At 63.3% G+C, this 19206-nt stretch carries 17 protein-coding genes; 5 read left to right on the forward strand and 12 right to left on the reverse strand.

Going from position 1 to position 19206, the window contains the following annotated elements; all coding sequences use genetic code 11:
* Positions 1-176 precede the first annotated feature (176 nt).
* The 4 genes from alaS to ugpQ all read right to left on the reverse strand — a co-directional run bounded on the left by alaS (position 177) and on the right by ugpQ (position 4862).
* Positions 177-2789, reverse strand: coding sequence for an alanine--tRNA ligase (gene alaS / locus GTP46_RS19085; protein WP_161008211.1), 2613 nt, complete (start codon positions 2787-2789; stop codon positions 177-179).
* A 70-nt stretch (positions 2790-2859) separates the two neighbouring features.
* Positions 2860-3312: a hypothetical protein gene (locus tag GTP46_RS19090; RefSeq protein WP_161008212.1), complete on the reverse strand. Its 453-nt coding sequence runs from the start codon at positions 3310-3312 to the stop codon at positions 2860-2862.
* A gap of 57 nt (positions 3313-3369) precedes the next feature.
* Positions 3370-4008: a helix-turn-helix transcriptional regulator gene (locus tag GTP46_RS19095; RefSeq protein ID WP_161008213.1), complete on the reverse strand. Its 639-nt coding sequence runs from the start codon at positions 4006-4008 to the stop codon at positions 3370-3372.
* Between the two features lie 101 nt (positions 4009-4109).
* Positions 4110-4862, reverse strand: a complete 753-nt coding sequence (ugpQ, locus tag GTP46_RS19100; protein WP_161008214.1) for a glycerophosphodiester phosphodiesterase — start codon at positions 4860-4862, stop codon at positions 4110-4112.
* A gap of 22 nt (positions 4863-4884) precedes the next feature.
* Here ugpQ and GTP46_RS19105 point away from each other — a divergent pair, with 22 nt between their 5' ends.
* Positions 4885-5604, forward strand: coding sequence for a M48 family metalloprotease (locus tag GTP46_RS19105; protein WP_161008215.1), 720 nt, complete (start codon positions 4885-4887; stop codon positions 5602-5604).
* Between the two features lie 47 nt (positions 5605-5651).
* Positions 5652-6881 carry a CaiB/BaiF CoA transferase family protein gene (locus tag GTP46_RS19110; protein ID WP_161008216.1) on the forward strand — a complete coding sequence of 410 codons (1230 nt, stop codon included), beginning with the start codon at positions 5652-5654 and terminating at the stop codon, positions 6879-6881.
* Positions 6882-6887: 6 nt separating this feature from the next.
* On the opposite strand, the gene GTP46_RS19115 is transcribed toward GTP46_RS19110, so the two are convergent.
* The 4 genes from GTP46_RS19115 to GTP46_RS19130 form a co-directional block, all read right to left on the reverse strand.
* Positions 6888-8363, reverse strand: coding sequence for a UdgX family uracil-DNA binding protein (locus GTP46_RS19115; protein WP_161008217.1), 1476 nt, complete (start codon positions 8361-8363; stop codon positions 6888-6890).
* On the reverse strand, positions 8360-9592 hold the full coding sequence (locus GTP46_RS19120) for a putative DNA modification/repair radical SAM protein (RefSeq protein ID WP_161008218.1): 1233 nt from the start codon (positions 9590-9592) through the stop codon (positions 8360-8362). Before GTP46_RS19120 ends, GTP46_RS19115 begins: the two co-directional genes overlap by 4 nt.
* A gap of 105 nt (positions 9593-9697) precedes the next feature.
* Positions 9698-10027: a hypothetical protein gene (locus GTP46_RS19125; protein ID WP_161008219.1), complete on the reverse strand. Its 330-nt coding sequence runs from the start codon at positions 10025-10027 to the stop codon at positions 9698-9700.
* An 80-nt stretch (positions 10028-10107) separates the two neighbouring features.
* On the reverse strand, positions 10108-11004 hold the full coding sequence (locus tag GTP46_RS19130; protein WP_161008220.1) for a LysR family transcriptional regulator: 897 nt from the start codon (positions 11002-11004) through the stop codon (positions 10108-10110).
* Positions 11005-11109: 105 nt separating this feature from the next.
* On the opposite strand from GTP46_RS19130, the gene GTP46_RS19135 reads away from it, so the two are divergent.
* Positions 11110-12168 (forward strand): NAD(P)-dependent alcohol dehydrogenase, encoded by a 1059-nt coding sequence (locus tag GTP46_RS19135; protein ID WP_161008221.1) that lies wholly within the window; start codon positions 11110-11112, stop codon positions 12166-12168.
* Positions 12169-12299: 131 nt separating this feature from the next.
* Positions 12300-14753 (forward strand): sensor domain-containing protein, encoded by a 2454-nt coding sequence (locus tag GTP46_RS19140; protein WP_161008222.1) that lies wholly within the window; start codon positions 12300-12302, stop codon positions 14751-14753.
* Here GTP46_RS19140 and GTP46_RS19145 read toward each other — a convergent pair whose 3' ends face one another.
* Positions 14754-15968, reverse strand: coding sequence for an MFS transporter (locus tag GTP46_RS19145; RefSeq protein ID WP_202414344.1), 1215 nt, complete (start codon positions 15966-15968; stop codon positions 14754-14756).
* Between the two features lie 98 nt (positions 15969-16066).
* On the opposite strand from GTP46_RS19145, the gene GTP46_RS19150 reads away from it, so the two are divergent.
* The gene (locus GTP46_RS19150; protein WP_161008224.1) at positions 16067-16981 is read left to right on the forward strand and encodes a LysR substrate-binding domain-containing protein; all 915 of its coding nucleotides are present in this window, start codon (positions 16067-16069) and stop codon (positions 16979-16981) included.
* A gap of 42 nt (positions 16982-17023) precedes the next feature.
* Here the strand turns inward: GTP46_RS19150 and GTP46_RS19155 are convergent, their stop codons facing one another.
* From GTP46_RS19155 to GTP46_RS19165, 3 genes are read right to left on the reverse strand one after another with little or no spacing between them, the layout of a single operon-like run.
* A complete protein-coding gene (locus tag GTP46_RS19155; protein ID WP_161008225.1) occupies positions 17024-17896 on the reverse strand; it encodes a hypothetical protein in 873 nt (290 codons plus the stop codon).
* Between the two features lie 14 nt (positions 17897-17910).
* Entirely contained in the window at positions 17911-18687 is a 777-nt protein-coding gene (locus tag GTP46_RS19160; RefSeq protein WP_161008226.1) for a hypothetical protein, read from the reverse strand.
* A gap of 2 nt (positions 18688-18689) precedes the next feature.
* Positions 18690-19190 (reverse strand): hypothetical protein, encoded by a 501-nt coding sequence (locus GTP46_RS19165; RefSeq protein ID WP_161008227.1) that lies wholly within the window; start codon positions 19188-19190, stop codon positions 18690-18692.
* Positions 19191-19206: the final 16 nt, after the last annotated feature.

Here is a 19206-nt window from a genome sequence, read left to right on the forward strand (position 1 = left end):
TCCGAGCGGATGACGCGCTGCACCAAAATAGTTCGTTCTACGTTGCAAGTTTGCAACGTGAACTGGAAAGTATACAACAGGACGCCACAAACAACAACGGCCTGCACATGGTCCGGAGACCACTTGCAGGCCGCATAAACACAGCTTTATAGCGGTTTTTGTTGCGTTTTTACGCCTTAGGCGCGCTCGCCCACCCATGCTGAAACGCCTGCCAGCGCGCCGGCCAGACCGGATGGATCGGTGCCGCCGGCTTGCGCCATATCAGGGCGTCCGCCGCCTTTGCCGCCCACTTGTTGTGCGACGAAGTTGACCAACTCACCTGCTTTGACCTTGGAAGTGCTGTCGGCAGTGACGCCGGCGATCAGGCTGACCTTGCCGTCATTGACCGATGCCAGCACGATGGCAGCGGTCTTCAGCTTGTCTTTCAGCTTGTCCATGGTTTCGCGCAGCGCGGTCACATCGGCTCCGTCCAGCGTGGCTGCCAGCACCTTGATGCCTTTGACGTCGACCGCTTGACCAGCCAGCTCATCACCCTGGCCTGCTGCCAGTTTGGACTTCAGTGCCGCCAGTTCTTTCTCCAGCGATTTCACCTGGTCCTGCACCGCGCCGATCTTGGCGGTCAGCTCTTCCGGATTCGATTTCAGTGCCGCAGCAGCTTCGTTCAGCTTGCGTGCCAGACCCTGCACCAGCGCCAGTGCGCCTTCGCCGGTCACGGCTTCCACGCGGCGGATACCGGCTGCAACGCCGCCTTCCGAGACAATCTTGAACAGGCCGATATCGCCGGTGCGCTGCACGTGCACGCCGCCGCACAGCTCTTTCGAGCTACCGATGTCCATCACGCGCACTTCGTCGCCATACTTCTCGCCGAACAGCGCCATGGCGCCGTGTTTGACCGCGTCGTCGAACGACATATTGTGCGACTGGGTCGCCACGTTCGCCAGGATCTCACGGTTGACGATAGCTTCTACCTGGGCGATTTCCGCAGCAGTCATCGGCGCGTTGTGGCTGAAGTCGAAACGGGCTTTGTCCGGATCAACCAGCGAGCCTTTCTGCGCCACGTGCGAACCCAGCACTTCGCGCAGGGCTTTGTGCATCAGGTGAGTAGCCGAGTGATTGCGGATGGTGCGGCCGCGCTTGGCCTCATCCACCTTGGCGCTCACTGCGTCGCCCACTTTCAGCGAGCCGGATGCCAGCACGCCGTGATGGCCAAATACATCGGCTTGAATCTTCAGCGTGTCGCTGACGTCGAACTGGCCGGCAGCAGCGGCGATCACGCCCTGGTCGCCCACCTGGCCGCCGGATTCAGCGTAGAACGGGGTGGTGTCCAGCACCACGATGCCCGACTGGCCAGCCGTCAGTTCCTGCACCGGCGAACCGGCCGAGTACAGCGCGATCACTTTGGCGGTCGCGTGGCTCAGGCTGTCGTAGCCGACGAATTTGTTTTTCTCGCCGGTGTACTCAACCTTGGCGTCTTTCACCGACTTGCCGCCTTTGCGCGACAGTTCCTGGCTTTCTTTCAGGGCAGCGTCGTAGCCTTCCTGGTCGAATTTGATATCGCGCTCACGGCAGATATCGGCGGTCAGGTCTGGCGGGAAGCCGTAGGTTTCGTACAGCGTGAAAGCGGTAGCGCCGTCGATGCCGGTGGCATCCTTGGCCAACTGGGCTTCCAGCACTTTCATGCCGGTTTCCAGGGTTTCACCGAAGCGCTCTTCTTCCGCCTTCAGCATCTTGGCGACGTTGTCTTTGGCTTCTTCCAGCTCTGGATAGGCAGCGCCCATCTCGATCGCCAGGTCGGCCACCAGCTTGTAGAAGAATGGCTTGGTCTGGCCCAGCTTGTGGCCATGACGCAGCGCGCGGCGGATGATACGGCGCAGCACGTAAGCACGGCCTTCGCTGCCAGGAATCACGCCGTCAACGATCATGAACGCGGCCGAACGGATGTGGTCGGCAATCACGCGCAGCGATTTATTTTCCAGGTCGGTAGCGCCGGTTTCGCGCGCAGCGGCCTTGATCAGGTTCTGGAACAGATCGATCTCGTAGTTCGAGTGCACGTGCTGCAGCACGGCGGCCAGGCGTTCCATGCCCATGCCGGTGTCCACCGACTGCTTCGGCAGCTTGTGCAGCACGCCCTGCTCGTCGCGGTTGAACTGCATGAACACCAGGTTCCAGATTTCGATGAAGCGGTCGCCATCTTCGTCAGGCGAGCCTGGAGGGCCGCCCCAGATGTCGGCGCCGTGGTCGTAGAAGATCTCGGTGCACGGGCCGCATGGGCCGGTGTCAGCCATCTGCCAGAAGTTGTCCGACGCGTAGCGCGCGCCCTTGTTGTCGCCGATGCGGATGATGCGCTCTTTCGGCACGCCGACTTCGTTAGCCCAGATATCGTAGGCTTCGTCATCTTCCTGATACACGGTGACGGTCAGCTTGTCGACTGGCAGCTGGTAGACCTTGGTCAGCAGTTCCCAGGCGAAGTTGATGGCGTCGCGCTTGAAGTAATCACCGAAGCTGAAGTTACCCAGCATTTCGAAGAAGGTGTGGTGACGCGCGGTGTAGCCGACGTTTTCCAGGTCGTTGTGTTTGCCGCCGGCGCGCACGCAGCGCTGCACCGAGGTGGCGCGGCTGTACGGGCGGCTATCGGTGCCGGTGAACACGTCCTTGAACTGCACCATGCCGCTATTGGTCAGCAGCAGGGTTGGATCATTGCCTGGCACCAGGGAGCTGGACCGGACAATGGTATGACCTTTAGATTCGAAGAATTTGAGGAACTTCTCGCGGATTTCAGATGATTTCATGTCGTAAGAGGTAAGATAGCTAGCTGGTGCAAAAGAATGATTATGCCACAGCCAGCCCCATTCTCCCCTACTAACGCGCTGCCAGCCGCACGACGCGCTCCGCTATTTCGCCGCTTCCAGCCACTTGGTATGGCACTGCCATCAATACTTCGCCGCCGGGCTCGCCGTCTTCGGCGCGGTTGATGCGCACTTGCAGCTTGCGGTCCAGTGCCACGAAGGTGTTTTTGCGGGTCGCCACCATGCGGTGCTGGCCCATGTCGCCGACTTCCCCGTAAATGATCAAGCCGACGCCAGTCAGCTTCAGTATCTGCCCGTTCGATAATTCATACGAGCCGCGGTACTCCCGCAACTCCACAGGATCGATATAGTTACGCCGGACCGGCTGGTCGATCGTCAGGCGCGGCGCCGGAATGGTCACACTTTCATCGCCCTGCTGCCCTTGCTGCCCTTGCTGCGCTTGCTGTGCCTGCCCCCCTAGCGCGGCCGCGCACAACGCCATGCCCAATAGCCATTGCATTTTCATGGTGAACTCCTGTTTTATTGTGATATCACGTGCCGTGGCGGCGACGCTCCAGCCAGTCTAGGCAGCGCTGGGCGGCGGGACATCGCTCAAACGACTAAGCACCGCCGGCGCGCCGTGCAGGATGGCGACCAGCTCGCCCTGCCGGCGCGTGCCGGTTTTGCGGAACAGCTTTTGCAAATGGCTTTTCACGGTGTGCATGCTGATGTCGAGTGCGCAGGCGATGTCTTCCAGCGCCTCGCCGTGCGCCAGTGCTTGCGCGATGCCAGCTTCGGCCGGCGTTAAATCAAACAGCTGCATCAGCAGCTCGCGCGGCAGGCGGTGGGTTTCGGGATCGCTGGCCAACACGATGGCACAGGCCGGCACGGTAGGGAGTTCGGGCGATGGCATCACAGGCAGCACCGTCAGCAGCAGCGGCTGACGGCCGCGGCGCTGCAAGCTCAACGCTTGCGGCGCGCCCTGGTCTTGTTGCGGATCGAGCGCTGCAGCCACCAGTTGCGCCAGCGATTTGTCACCGCACATGGCGTCCTGCAACAGCTTGTCACCATGCAGGCGCAAAGCTGTATCACGTTCCAGCAGCTCGGCAGCGGCAGCGTTGGCGTGCAGCAGATGCAGCTCCGCATCGACCACAAATACCGCGATCTCAATACGATTCAGCGCAGCATCAAGATAAGTGGCGAACGCGTAGGATGTGAGCATGCTTCCCCCTTCCAGGTACTGGACTAAGCTTAGAGGCCAGTCGATTGAATATATACTCGGAATGTCACGGGGATGTTAAAAGATTTCAATCAGACGCGCGCTTAGCGAAAGTCCGGGCCAATCAGGTCGATGCGGTCGGTGCAGAAGCCATCCACGCCCCAACTCAGAATTTCACGTGCACGTTCCGGCGTATTGACCGTGTAACAGAACAAGCCAAAGCCGGCGGCCTTGATAGCTGCGGCCTGTGCCTCATCAAGGTGCTTGTGGTTGGTGTGGATGGATACCGCGCCCAGCTCGCGCGCCACCGCTGCCCAATTGGCGGGCAGCGTATCGAACAGGCAGCCGCGCGGCACCTCCGGCGCGGCATCGCGCGCGGCGGCCAGCGCTTCCATGCTGAACGACGACAGCAGCGGCACGCGCGCCACATCGCCGGCGCGCAGCTCTTCTTCGAACAGGGCGCGCGTGGTTTGCGCCACCCAGCGTCCGGTCGCCGCATCATGACCCGGTGCGGGCTTGATCTCGACATTCATCCAGATGCGCTGCTCCTTGCAATAATCAATGAATTGGGTAAAGAATGGCACAGGCTCGCTGCGGAATGCATCACTGAACCAGTGGCCTGCATCCATGGCCGCCAGCGCCGCCGCATCGGTCTGTGCCACGCTGCCCCGCCCGGCCACGGTGCGGCCGAACTCGGGATCGTGCATCACCATACCGATGCCGTCGCGCGACAGCATCACGTCGAACTCGACGGCATGGAAACCGTAAGCCAGGCCAGCGCGCAGGCCGGCAACGGTGTTTTCCGGCGCCAGCGTACCGCCGCCGCGATGTGCAACAATTTTTGGATAAGGCCACATAGGTTCTGCCCCGGAGGTTGTGATGGCAAGGATAACAACGTTATCACGATTCGCACTATGGCTGCTACTCGCGCCGCTGGCCCACGCCGCTGCACCCACGCAGGACGAGGTGGTGGCGCGCGCCGCCGTGCTGTACGCGGACCGGCTGGCCGAACGCATCATCGACCACGACGCTTATTTCACGGCGCGCGTGCGCCGTATTGCCGATGTGCTGATCGCCCAGGCGCGGCGCGATTATCCCGACACTGCCAACTGGGCGTGGGAAGTCCACACCACCGACGATCCCGACCAGAATGCCGACTGCATGGCTGGCGGCAAAATCCTGGTCAGCAAAGCCTACGTCGAGCGCTTGCTCTTGAACGACGACGAACTGGCCATGCTGCTGGCGCATGAAATCGAACACGCCGCCTTGCATCACAACTGGCATGAGTACCAGGCAGCGCTGCGGCTGGACCCAGCATGGGAACAGCGCTCCTTCCTGGAACTCGAACACGCGGTTGACCACGACCGCACGCTGATGGCCAAGCTGGCCGCCACCAACTACGCGCAGGAAGAGGCAGCCGACCGCGAAGGCTTGAAGCTGGCATGGCGCGCCGGCTGGCCGGCCGAGCGACTATCCGGCTACTTCCGCAAGATGATGCGCGCCAGCGATAGTCCGCGCCTGAGCAAGGCAGATTACCCGTCGCCGACGCAACGTTGGCGCGCCGCACAGGCAGTGGCCGCTGACTTGCAAAAAAAATGAGGCGCGGCCACACTAGCGGCCTAAATTGCTCAAAAGGTAAAACATCCATGACAGCTCAAAAAGCGCTAGGCCATATTCGTGTGCTCGACCTGAGCCGCGTACTGGCAGGACCGTGGTGCTCGCAAAACCTCGCCGATCTCGGCGCAGAAGTGATCAAGATCGAACGTCCCGGCAACGGCGACGACACCCGTGCATGGGGCCCGCCGTACGCGCGCGATGCCGACGGCAAGGACACCACCGAAGCGGCCTACTACCTGTCCGCCAATCGCGGCAAGCGCTCGGTCACGGTGGACATCGCCAGCGCCGAAGGCCAGCAACTGCTGCGCGAACTGGTTGCGCAAAGTGACGTGGTGCTGGAGAACTACAAAGTCGGCCAGCTCAAACGCTACGGCCTCGACTATGACTCGCTGCAGGCGATCAAGCCGGACCTGGTGTACTGCTCGGTCACCGGCTTCGGCCAGGATGGTCCCTACGCGCACCGCGCCGGCTATGACTTCCTGATCCAGGGCATGGGCGGCCTGATGTCTGTGACCGGCGAGCGCGACGACCTGCCGGGCGGCGGTCCGCAAAAAGCCGGCGTGGCGCTGACCGATTTGATGACCGGCATGTACGCCACCATCGCCATCCTCGCCGCGCTGACGCACCGCGACCGCACTGGCGAAGGCCAGTACATCGACATGGCGCTGCTCGACGTGCAGGTGGCGATGCTGGCCAATGCCGGCAGCAACTACCTCAACAGCGGCAAGGCGCCCAAGCGCTGGGGCAATGCCCATCCGAACATCGTGCCGTACCAGACCTTCCAGTGCTCGGACGGCTACATCATCGTCGCCACTGGCAATGATGGGCAATACCAGAAGTTTGTCGAAGCTGGCGGCCGTCCTGACCTCGCCCTCCACGAACGCTACGCCACCAACCCGCTGCGCGTGAAGAACCGCGACGAGCTGGTGCCGATCCTGGCCGAGATGGTGCTGCAACAGCCGCGCGATTTCTGGATCGACAAGCTGGAAGAAGTGGGCGTGCCGTGCGGGCCGATCAACAACCTCGATGACGTGTACAAAAATCCGCAAGTCGAAGCGCGCGGCATCGTGATGGAAGTACCGCACCCCACCGCCGGCACCACCAAGCTGGTGCGCAGCCCAATGCGCATGTCCGCCACCCCAACCGACAACGCCGTCGCCCCACCGCTGCTGGGCCAGCACACCGAAAGCGTCCTGCGCGAGCTGCTCGGCCGTTCAGAAGACGACATCGCCGTCCTGCGCGCCAAGGGCGTGCTGTAAGCACGCTCATGCAGGCTTTGTGTCGCTCCCTGCCAGCGCGCGCGCCTGCCGCAAGCCGTCGACGATGACGGCATAAGCATCCGCGCGGCTAGCCGCGTCCATCGCGCGCAAGGCGTAGGACGGATGGTAGACAGGAATAATCCAGCGGCCTTCGTGCTGGAATGGCACGCCCAGCTTATCGGTGACGGTGGCCGCGCCGTCCTGCAATAGCGACTTGAGCGCCGTGCCGCCGAGGGCGACAATCACTCGCGGCTGCACGCGCGCCAACTCCTGCTCCAGCCATGCATGGCAAGCCGCCACTTCGCGCTGCGCCGGCGTCTTGTGCAGTCGGCGCTTGCCACGCGGCTCCCACTTGAAATGCTTGACGGCGTTGGTCAGGTAGACACTGAGCCGCGCCACTTCCGCCTCAGCCAGCGCGCGGTCCAGCAAAGCGCCTGCCGGCCCGATGAACGGCACACCAGCCAAATCCTCCTGATCGCCCGGCTGCTCGCCCACCAGCATGATGGCCGCCTGCGCCGGGCCGACACCGGGCACCGCCTGTGTGGCTTGCTGCCACAGCGGGCAGCGCCGGCACTGGTCGAGCGCGACCGGCGCGGCGCGCTGCGGCTGCGCACGTTCGGCAGCGATCGCGATGATGGCGCCATCGCGCTGGCCGACGGTCTCGGTCTGGCCGGTGCGGCGCGCGCCCAGCGCTGCCGCCGACACCATCTGCGGCACCACCGCCCCCTCCGGCAAATGCTTCCAGAAACGGGAGGGAATATGGCTGCGCATCAGGCCAGCGTTGAGCCGCGCCGGATTGAAGATGCTGCGGTAATAGGTCAGCCACAGCGCTTCGCCGGCATCGTCGATATCGGACGGGCCGCGCAACGCCGATGGCGCGATCTGCAGCGCGCTGCCATCCCACAGCGCGGCCAGACCCGGCGTGGCGATCATCCAGCTGACCTTGCCCATGCGCCGGGCAAAGTGCTGCGCCACTTGCGGCAGCACGTCGTGCGATGGTTCAAACCACGCGACGAAACGCGGAGCGCCGGCGGCGGCGTCGCGTTCGCGGAAACGGACGTAGGCGTGCATATCGTGCTGCTCGCGCCGCACCGCCTTGGCCATCGCATGCAGCCGCGCGCCGTCGCGGTCGGCAGGCGACAGCACCGCGCGGTCGCCACCATGCCAGCGCCACACCACTTGGTACAGCAAGGCCCAACGGTCGGGCACGCGGCAGCAGGCAGCGCACTCCAGTAGTTCGACCAGCTCGCGCGGCAGGCGGATGGCGACGGCGTTGGTTGGTCCGGCATCCGCAGCGCTATCGGCCACCCGATCCGCCACACTATCGGCGCCGGCAAACAAATCACCGCCATCCGGTGCGGCGATCCACTGCACCGATTCTGGCGCAACACCACGCGCCAGCAGCGTGCGGGCAGCATCGCGCCATTGCGCAAACGACTGCGCCAGCACCGGCACGCCAGCACCACCAACGCCCCCGCTCATGCCGCCTTCAATTCGGGCCACAATGCCATCTGCTGCGGCGCCACGTCGGCCAGCGCGCGGCGCAACTGCGACGAAGAGGTGCTGTCGCGCGCCGGGAAGTAATCAGCGGTGATGATGAAGGGCGCGACTTTCTTCATGCCGCAGCGCAGCCGCGACAGGTCGGCGTAGCGGATCTGGCGATGGCGCCGCAAGTCGATCAGGCGCTGGGCGTTGCGCAGGCCGATGCCCGGCACGCGCGCGATCAGATGCGGCTCGGCGCGGTTCAGGTCGAGCGGGAAATGCTCGCGGTGGGCCAGCGCCCACGCCAGCTTGGGATCGATGTCGAGCGCCAGGTTGCCGCCGGCCGGCAGCAGTTCGTCCGCCTGAAAACCATAGCTGCGCAACAGAAAATCGGCTTGATACAGCCGGTGTTCGCGCTGCATCGGCGGCGGCGCCGACGGCACACTGGCCGGGCTATCGGGGATCGGGCTGAAGGCCGAGTAATAGACGCGCTTGAGCTGGTAGCTGCCGTACAGCGTGGCGGCCGTCGACAAGATCTGGCCATCGTCACTGGCGTCGGCGCCGACGATCATCTGCGTGCTCTGGCCGGCCGGTGCAAAGCGCGGCGCGCGCGGTTCGGCGTGCGCTTCGTCGCGGCGGCGGCGGATGGCGCCCATCGCCAGTTTGATCGTGTGCACGCTCTTTTCCGGCGCCAGCCGCGCCACGCTATCGTGCGAGGGCAGTTCGATGTTGACGCTGAGGCGGTCGGCGTAGCGGCCGGCGGCGTCAATCAGCGCCGGGTCGGCGTCGGGGATGGTCTTGAGGTGGATGTAGCCGCGGAACTGGTGCACCTCGCGCAGTTCGCGTGCAATCTGCACCAGCAGTTCCATCGTGTAATCGGCCGACTGGATGATGCCGGAACTGAGAAACAAGCCGTCAATATAGTTACGCAGGTAGAAATCCGTCGTCAGCTTGACCACTTCAGCCACCGTGAAGCGCGCACGCGGCACGTTCGAGCTACGCCGGTTGACGCAATACTGGCAATCGTAGAGACAATAATTGGTCAACAGGATTTTGAGCAGCGAGACGCAGCGCCCATCCGGCGTGTAGCTGTGGCAAATACCCATGCCGGTGCTGGCGCCGATGCCGTCCTTGCCGACCGAATCGCGCTTGGGGGCTGCACTGCTGGCGCAGGATGCGTCATATTTAGCCGCATCGGCAAGAATCTCCAGTTTGTCCGACAATTTCATGGCCTGCTCCATTTACTGTATGCATATACAGTATAGCAAATTCCAGCCAGCCTGCGCCGTACAATCTGTTTCAGGCCCCATGCTGGCGGCCTGCTCCCGCTGCGATTAAACGCTCATATCACGCTTGAGTTCCTGCAGTTGGCTGTGCATGTCGGTGACGGCGCTTTTGATTTGCGCTGATAAGGTCGGGATGTAGTTGCAGATGCGCTTGGCGCGCTCGGCCTGCAGGTCCATGTCGCGGACCAGTTTGCGGATGCGCAATTCGTCCTTGGTTGGCAGAATGTCGCGCGCGTCGTCCGCCAGTTTGTCGATGCGCTCAAGACAGTCGCGCAACTCGCGCGGCAAGTTGGTCTCCGCCGAGGCGGCTTGCGCGGCCAGCCTTACCGCACGATCGACAAAATAAAACCGGTGCTGGATATCGTTGGTATGTAGCATGATGGTCTCCTCCTGTGAATCCGGATTCGACCCATCAGCGCCTCAGCAGTTGCAGCAATCAGGCGCGACACTGATGTAGATCAGCTTTCCTGCGGCATACGCGCCATATCGATGAAGGCACGCAAGGCCGACGACATGCGCCGCTGGCGCGGGTAGTACATCATCAAGCCGGTGCTGGGCGGACACCAGTCCTCCATCGCCAACGCCAGCCGCCCGGCCGCGATGTGCTCGCGTAAGCGGAACTCGGGCAGGAAGGCCAGCACCACACCATCCAGCGCCGCGCGCGTGGCCAGCTCGGAATCGCCGACCGACAAGCGCCCCGGCACATCCAGCTCCAGCTTGATATCGCCCTTGCCCAGCTCCCACTTGTAGACATTCCCGCGCGGGAAGCGATAGCGCACGCAGTTGTGCCGCGCCAGGTCGTCAGGATGCTGCGGCTTGCCATAGCGCGCAAAATATTCGGGCGACCCCACCACCACAAAACGCTGCGATCCCCACACGGGCACCGCGATCATGTCTTCCGGCACATGCTCTTCGTAGCGGATGCCAAGATCAAAACCGCGGTCGACAATATCGACCAGGCTGTCGTCGCTGACGACGTCCAGCGTAATGTCCGGATACGCATCCAGATAGCGCCGGATCAGCGGCCCGATCACCATCACCGCCGCATCGCGCGAGCTGTTGATACGCAGCGTGCCAGCTGGCGAGGCGCGGAACATATTCATCTCTTCCAGCGCCAAATTGACGCCGCCCAGCGCCGGCTGCAAGCGCTCCAGCAAATGCTTGCCGGCCTCGGTCAGCGCCACGCTGCGCGTGGTCCGGTTGAACAGGCCGACGCCGAGCCGGTCCTCCAGCGTGCGTACCGCATAACTGACCGCCGACGCCGACAAGGCCAGCTCGGCCGCCGCCTTGCGGAAGCTGCCATGCCGCGCCACCGACGCAAACACACCCAGGTGAGAGAGATTATCCAGCTGCATGATTGTGCAAATTTCCTGTTCAATTCATGCAGAGCAACTCGCTTGTTACCTGCACACTCACGGAATTATAGTGCAAGCGCTGACAATAATCGAAGGAGTCTCCCCATGTTTAAAGCCCAAGGCTACGCCGCCCACGACAAGCATTCCCACCTTGTTCCATTCAGCTTTGAACGCCGCGCGCCCGGCGTCAACGACGTGGTGGTCGAGATCCTCTACTCCGGCGTTTGCCACTCAGACCTGCACCAGGCGCGCGACGACTGGGGCGGCTCGATTTACCCGATGGTACCGGGCCATGAAGTTATCGGCCGCGTGACGCAAGTCGGCAGCGGTGTGCACAAATTCAAGGTCGGCGACCTGGCCGGCATCGGCTGCCTGGTCGATTCCTGCCGCCATTGCTCGGCCTGCGCGGAAGACCTTGAGCAATACTGCGAAGGTGGCATGACCGTCACCTACAACGGCCGCGAACGCGAAAGTGGTGCGCCCACCTACGGCGGCTACTCGGACATCATCGTGGTCGACGAGCACTTCGTGGTAAAGGTGTCCGACCAGCTGGACCTGAAAGCCGTGGCGCCGCTGCTGTGCGCCGGCATCACCACCTACTCGCCGCTGCGCCACTGGAAAGTGGGGCCGGGCCAGAAGGTCGGCGTGATCGGCCTCGGCGGCCTCGGTCACATGGGCGTGAAATTCGCCAAGGCCATGGGCGCGACCGTGGTGATGATCACCACCTCGCCGGACAAAGGCAAGGACGCGCAGCGTCTCGGCGCCGACGAAGTGCTGCTGTCCACCGATCCAGACGCCATGAAGGCGCACGCCAACAGCTTCGACTTCCTGCTCAACACCATCCCGGTGCCGCACGATATCAACCCCTACCTCGCGCTGCTGCGCCGCGACCGCACCATGGCCATGGTGGGCGTGCTGACCGAACTCGATCCGCCGCCGGCCGGTGTCAACCTGATCCTCGGCCGCAAATCGGTGGCCGGCTCGGCCATCGGCGGCTTGAAGGAAACCCAGGAAATGATGGACTTCTGCGCCGAGCACAACATCGTCAGCGATGTCGAGATGATCGCCATCCAGGACATCAACCAGGCTTACGAGCGCCTGGTCAAGAACGATGTGAAGTACCGCTTCGTGATCGACATGGCCACCTTAAAAGCAGCACCGTAAGTCGCAAGCACAGGCGCGCCCGCTCCGGGTGCGCGCCTTGTCTTGGACAACCCTGCATGAGCTAGCCGTGCGACAATTTTCCGCAGGTTTCGCTAACATCGGGATACATTATTTTCACCCGGGGCACACCGATGGACATCCTTCCGCAGCCAGCATACAGCCGTGCTCCGCAGCGGCGACGCTCCCAACGTGCCAGTAGCAAGACCTACGGCCCGGCCTTCGATCAGTTGTTTGGGACGAGTCCCTATTTCGCCTTTGCCGTCGACCAGGGCGGCAAACTGCTGGCATATAACCAGCATGCCTCCACCGTGCTGGGCCCGCTGCCCGCCCAGGCGCGCGCCAACACCCTGTACGCCACTTGGGTGCTGCCGATGCTGCAAAACGAGGCGCTGCCCACCGCCCGCATGCGCGGCTACTGGCGCGGCGAAGTGGAACTGAAAGGCGTCGACGGCAGCAGTCATCCGGTGACCCAGACCATCGAGTGGCGCGCCAACACCGAACCACCCTCCTTCCTGTGCCTGGCTTATCCGCTCGACGATTACGACGTCTATGAATCGCGCTTGCGCTTCAAGTATTTGTTTGAAGCCCATCCGCATCCGATGTGGGTGTACGACCTGCAGACTCTGCGCTTCTTGGTGGTGAACGCAGCCGCCGTAGCGCAGTACGGCTATACAGAAGCCGAGTTCCTGCACATGACCATCCGCGACATCCGCCCGCCCGAGCAGCTGGAGCGGCTGGCGCAAAACCTGGCCGCCGCCCCCGCCAAGGGGGCCGAGCAGTCCGGCGTCTGGACCCATCGGCGACGCGACGGCAGCCGCATGCAGGTTGACGTGTCCTCGCATTCGATCACCTTGTCTGGCCGCCCGGCGCGGCTGGTGTTCGCCCACGATATCAGCGAACGTGAGCAGTTGAAACTGGCGCTGCAATTGCGCGGGCGGGCGCTGGAGGCCAGCGTCAACGCCATCGTGATTACTGTCCATGCCGCTGACGGCGACCTGATCGAGTACGCCAACCCCGCCGTCACCCGCCTGCTGGGCCACACGCCTGACAGCGTGCTGGGACGCCGCCTGGAATCACTGCTGGATCTGCAGATGCACGACGAGCAGCGGCAATCGCTGTCTGCGGCCATGCAATCGCAGCAGGCGATGACACTGCTGCTGCGGCCGCGCCATCGCGACGGCGCCCAGCTGTGGACGCAGCTGCATGTGGCGCCGGTGCACGCCGCCGAGGGCGCGATCGGCCACCACGTCTGCGTGCTGACCGATATGACCGCCATCATGGAGTACCAGGCACAGCTGGAGCACCAAGCCAATCACGACGCCTTGACCGGCTTGCCCAACCGCGCCCTGCTGAAGGACCGTATGGCGCAGGCCGTGACCTTCTCGCAGCGCTTCCAGCACAGCCTGTGGCTGCTGTGTATCGACCTCGATAACTTCAAGCTGATCAACGATCATCTGGGCCATCAGGTCGGCGACCAGCTGCTGTGCGCCATCGCCCAGCGCCTGTGTGATGGCGCCCACGAGGGTGACACCGTGGCGCGGCTGGGCGGCGATGAATTCGTGCTGTTGCTGCCGGTGGCCAACCAGCGCCCGATGGCCAGCATCCTGGCGCTGTTGCAGGAAACGGTGGCGGCGCCGGTCACGCTGGGCGATCAAGTGGTCACCGTGACCTGCAGCATCGGCATCAGCATTTATCCGGCCGACGGCAGCGATGCCGACCAGCTGCTCAAGCACGCCGACATCGCCATGTTCCGCGCCAAGGAAGCGGGCCGCAACCAGTCGCAATTTTACGAGGCGGCGATGCACGCGCGCATCGCGGAACGGGCCCTGATCGAATCCGAACTGCGGTTTGCGCTGGCGCGCAATCAGCTCAGTCTGGTGTACCAGCCCAAAGTCGACCTGCACAGCGGCGCCATCACCGGCATGGAGGCGCTGATCCGCTGGCAGCATCCGACGCTGGGCGCGGTGTCGCCCGCGCGCTTCATCGGCGTGGCCGAAGAAACCGGCCTGATCGTCGCCATCGGCCAGTGGGTATTGCGCACTGCCTGCGCACAGAACAAGGCGTGGCAGCTGGCAGGCTTGCCGCCGCTGCGGGTGGCAGTGAATTTGTCGGCGCGCCAGTTCCGCGACCACATCCTGCAGCACGAAGTGCGCACTGCGCTGGAGGAGAGCGGACTGGAAGCGCAGTATCTGGAACTGGAACTGACTGAGAGCCTGATGATGAACAACGTCGACAATGTGGTCGCCGTGATTGCGGATCTCAAACAGCTGGGCATTGCGCTTTCCATTGATGACTTCGGCACCGGCTATTCCAGCCTCGCCTATCTGAAGCAGTTCCCGGTCGACTACCTGAAGATCGACCAGTCGTTCACGCGCGAGATGCTGACCGAACCCAAGGTGGCGGCTATCGTGCGTTCGGTCATCGCGCTGGGTCAAAGCCTGGGCTTCAAGGTGATTGCGGAAGGCGTCGAAACGGCAGAGCAGCTGGACTACCTGCGCCAGCACGCCTGCGACGAAATGCAGGGCTACTACTTCAGCCGGCCGTTGTCGCCTGAGGCCTTTGCCGAGTTGCTACGCCAGCGCTGATTATTTTTCCGCTTGCCCCAACGGGATTAGCGCACGCAGGCGCAGCGCAACCAGCAGCGCCAGCACCAGCGCACCGGCCAGCACCGCCACCACACCGGGCCAGCCAGCACGCCCCCACATCACGCCGGTCGCCGAACCGATCACGCTGGAACCGAGGTAGTAGAAGAACAGGTACAGGGCCGAGGCCAAGGCCTTGTTGCTGGTGGCGCGCCGCCCCACCCAGCTGCTGGCCACCGAGTGGGTGGCGAAGAAGCCGTAGGTGAAAATCGCCACGCCGGCCAGGATCAGCGGCAGCCAGTTTGACAAGGTCAGCAGCAGGCCGGTGAGCATGATGAGTGCCATCATCCACAGCACATTGCGGCGGCCGTAACGGTCGGCCAGCTTGCCCGCCCACACCGAGCTGTAGATGCCCAGCAGGTAGAAGAACGACACCGCACCCACCAGGCTCTGGCTCAGCGTGAACGGTCCGCCCAGCAGGCGATACGCGATGTAGTTGTACAGGCTGACAAACGCCCCCATCAGCAAGAAGGCCAGCACGAACAGCCACGGCAGTCCTGCATCCGACAGGTGCAGCCTGAAGCCCGACGGCAGCGAACGCCAGCCGCCATGCGCCGGCGCGAAGTGGCGCGACTCCGGCAGGCTGCGCCAGAATTCAAGCGCCGCGACGATGCCGGCCACGCCGACCATGCCCAGCGCCAGCCGCCACGAAAAATGGTCGCTGATGACCGAGGTAATCACCCGCCCCGCCATGCCGCCAAACGCGCTGCCGCTGATGTACAAGCCCATCGACAAGCCCAGCGACTGCGGTTCGATTTCTTCGCCGAGGTAGGCCATCGCAATCGCCGGCATGCCGCCCAGCGCCACGCCCAGCAAGGCGCGCATGGCCAGCAGTTGCGGGTAGTTGTGGGCGAAGGCGCACAGCAAGGTCATGACGGCGGCAATCGCCATCGCCGCCACCATCAGCGGCTTGCGGCCCAGACGCTCGGAGACGGCGCTGGAGGCCACCAGCGACAAGGCCAGCGCACCGGTCGATATGGACAGCACCATGCTGCTCTGCGCCGCGCTCAGGGCGAATTCGTGCGACAGCAGCGGCATCAGCGGCTGCACGCAGTACAGCAGCGCGAAAGCCGAGAAGCCGCCAAAGAACATGGCGCGGTTGCTGCGCTTGAATTCAGGGCTTCCCAAGGCGATACGTGGAGCGGTGGCAACTAACATGGCTGGCGATTCCGGAGAGATACGATGACTCATCTTAGGATTGCCACAGTAAGCTGTCCAATATATATTTAAACCGTCAGTCATACTTTTTAAAGATAATGGAATTACGCCACCTGCGCTACTTCGTTGCCGTTGCCGAAGAGTTAAGCTTTACCCGCGCGGCTGAACGCCTGCATATCGGCCAGCCACCGCTCAGTCACCAGATCCAGCAGTTGGAAGCGGAGGTAGGCGCGCAGTTGCTGGAACGCAGCAAGCGCTGGGTGCGCCTGACGGAAGCGGGCAAGCTGTTCCTTGAGGATGCGCGCCGCGTGCTGGCTTTGTCAGACCAGGCGATGCAGACCGCGCGCCGGGCCGAGCGTGGTGAGGCTGGCGAGCTGCGTGTCGGCTTCACTTTTTCGACGCCGCTGACGCCGCTGTTTGCGGCCGTCATCAACCGCTATCGCCAGCAGTATCCGGGCGTGCAGCTGACCTTGCAGGAGATGTCGACCATCGGCCAGATCGAAGCGCTGGCCGCGCGCGAGCTGGACCTCGGCCTGGTACGGCCGCCGGAACTGACCTTGCCGGAATCGGTGGAGTTGACGATTTTGCGGCGCGATCCGCTGGTGATGGTGCTGCCAATCCGCCATCCGCTGGCCCAAAAGGAAAGCATCGCCATCAATGATTTGAAAGGGGAACCGCTGGTGATGTATCCGGAGAGTGCCGGCACCGGCATCCATCCGCAGATCAATCGTCTGTGCCGGGAGGCCGGCTTCAAGCCGACCATTGCGATGGAGGCTGGAGAAGCCTCCACCATCATTGGCTTGGTCGCTGCGGGTTGCGGCGTGTCGGTGCTGCCGAGTTCTTTCGACATCATCCGCATGAGCGAGGTCTGCTATCGCCCGCTGGCCGATGCGTCGGCCACCACCGCGCTGTATCTGGCGAAACGCAAGGATGCCATATCGCCTTTAGTGGCGGCCTTCGTTGAAGTAGCCGCCGAAGCCAGCCGTCGCTCCCGCGAAAGCGGGAGTCCATAGAACGCGAGCTCAGCATGGGCTCCCGCCTACGCGGGAGCGACGTCAGGAGTAGTCCGCGTCGAGTTCGGAACCAGCGTAGTTTTCCAGTTCCGCGAACAGCGTTTTCATGGCCGTACGGCCCTTGATATTTTGCAGCACAGTACAGTGATTGCGATAACTCTCAATCCGCTCCAGCAGCACCGGATGATGCTGCACCGGCACCTTGGCCAGCAGCGCGGCCCAACCTGCTTCGTAGTCCGGCTTGTTCTTGCGCACCGCTTTGACGAAGCGCTCGAACTCCTTCTGGCCGGTACGCGCCACGATCATGCCGCCGCCCTCCACCGCAAAGATGATGGCCAGCGCAATCACGCCTTCCGCATTCAGATCGGCATCGCTGACCGGGCCTTCGGTGTTGTGGCGGCGCAGCCAGTTAGCCAGCCGCACCACCGCCTGCACTTCCTTGCGCTGCTTGAACTGCACCGCGTAACGCGCCGTGCCGTCCCAGTTCTGGTTCGGATCGGTCAGGCAAATGTCGACAAACTTGTCGCGCATGCGGCGTGCCGCGTACACGGGATCCGTGTCGTACTCGCCGACCAGCGCGTCTTCCGGCATCGCGACCAGATCCTTGATCATGCGGAAGCCCACCTGGAACGCGTGTTCCGCGCCTTCGTCGATCAGCAAGTCCAGCGCGGCCAAATCATCGCCATCCGGCAGCTCGTGATCCAGGCCCAGCGACACGCAGCCAGCGGTCAGCTGCAATGCCTTCTGGATGCCTTCTGCCGTGCGGTCGTTGGTGAACTTCTCGGCCACCATGGCAGTGATGCCGGTCAGTTCATCGGCCAGCGCGTAGGCGGCGTCATCGTCCGGATGGGCCACCAGTTGCTGGATCGCGCGCGTCAGGCGTGGCAGGCTTTCTACTACGAGTGCTGGCAGCATCGATGCACCACTCATCACGAGAAGATGTTGGTGCCGACCGAGCGGCGCGAGGTTTTCGCAACGCGCGTGGACGGTACTTGCTTGCGCAGGCGGTACAGCAGCTCTTTGGTCGAGCGCTGCAGGATGGTCGGCTCGGCGTCCGGATCATCGTCGTACTCGGCATCGGCCAGGTCGGCGCTGTGGCGGAATTCCGGGAACAGCTCGAACAGCGCGCGGTCCCAGCCGTCTTCCGACGCCTGCGCCAGCGCGATGGCCACCGGCACCACATCGCTGTCGGACGCGGTCTGGCCGGTCAGGTACGGACCTTTCGAAATTACTTCGCCGGCCACTTCCAAGATTTCCTTCGGCGCCAGCGAGAACAGGATGGCGAAGATGGTCGCGCCATGGTCGGTGGCCGAAGCGGCCGCCAGCAGTTCGTTGCGGCGCTCTTCGTCGTCGGTGGCAAACGCCACGCCGTGGATGTGGGCGAACAGCGATTCAGCGATGCGCTCAGGATCATCCTCGATCTGATCGTCCGGCCAGGTAGCGGCGATGAAGGCCAGGCTGTCCGCCCAGGCTTTCGGCGGCACCAGCAGGGTCGCCAGCGACATCTTGCCGCCGTCGAAACCGGCCATGTGCAGCGCGGTCACTTGCGGTGGAATGTTGTTGAGCACTTCCACCACGGCCAGGTCGCCGTACTGGTCGGCGGCTTCGGAAAACGCCTGCTCGGCATGGCTCAGCGAGCCGGCCAGCACCAGTTCCGTGACTTGCTTGCTCAGCGCAGGCAGGTTGCTCTTGATGTCATCGGACATGCTTATTCTCCATCCTGGTCGAACATCTGCGCGAAGTCGTCGCTCGCGCCATCTTCGTCTTCGATATCGTCGCCATCGTCGTTGGCCGACAGCTGGTCCAGCGACTGGTCGTCGTCGTCCCACTTGCGCGGATTCTTGTGCAGGAAGGCGGTGATGATGGCCTGGCGCGCCAGGTCTGGCATGCTCTCGCCGATTGCTTCATACATGCGCGCCGCTTCGTCGCCCTTGCAGGAAGCCATGGCGAACACGCGCGCGGCGTCGCCGAACTCGTAGTCTTCCGCTTCGGCCAGCAGGCCTTTCGGATTGTTGAACTCGATGTGGTCGACCAGCGCGAAGGCCAGCATGTTGACGTCCTCGATGCCGCCGCCGTCGGCGTATTCGCCCACCAGCGCGTCCACCATGCGCTGGTAGTTCTTGCGATCCGGCGGATCGCCCAGGATGCCTTCGATCTGGCCTTCCAGCTCGCGCGATTGATAGGCGAATTCCGGGTGTACTTTTCTCATTGCTTACTTTCTTAAA

The organism is Duganella flavida, assembly GCF_009857445.1.
Taxonomy (GTDB): domain Bacteria; phylum Pseudomonadota; class Gammaproteobacteria; order Burkholderiales; family Burkholderiaceae_D; genus Rugamonas; species Rugamonas flavida.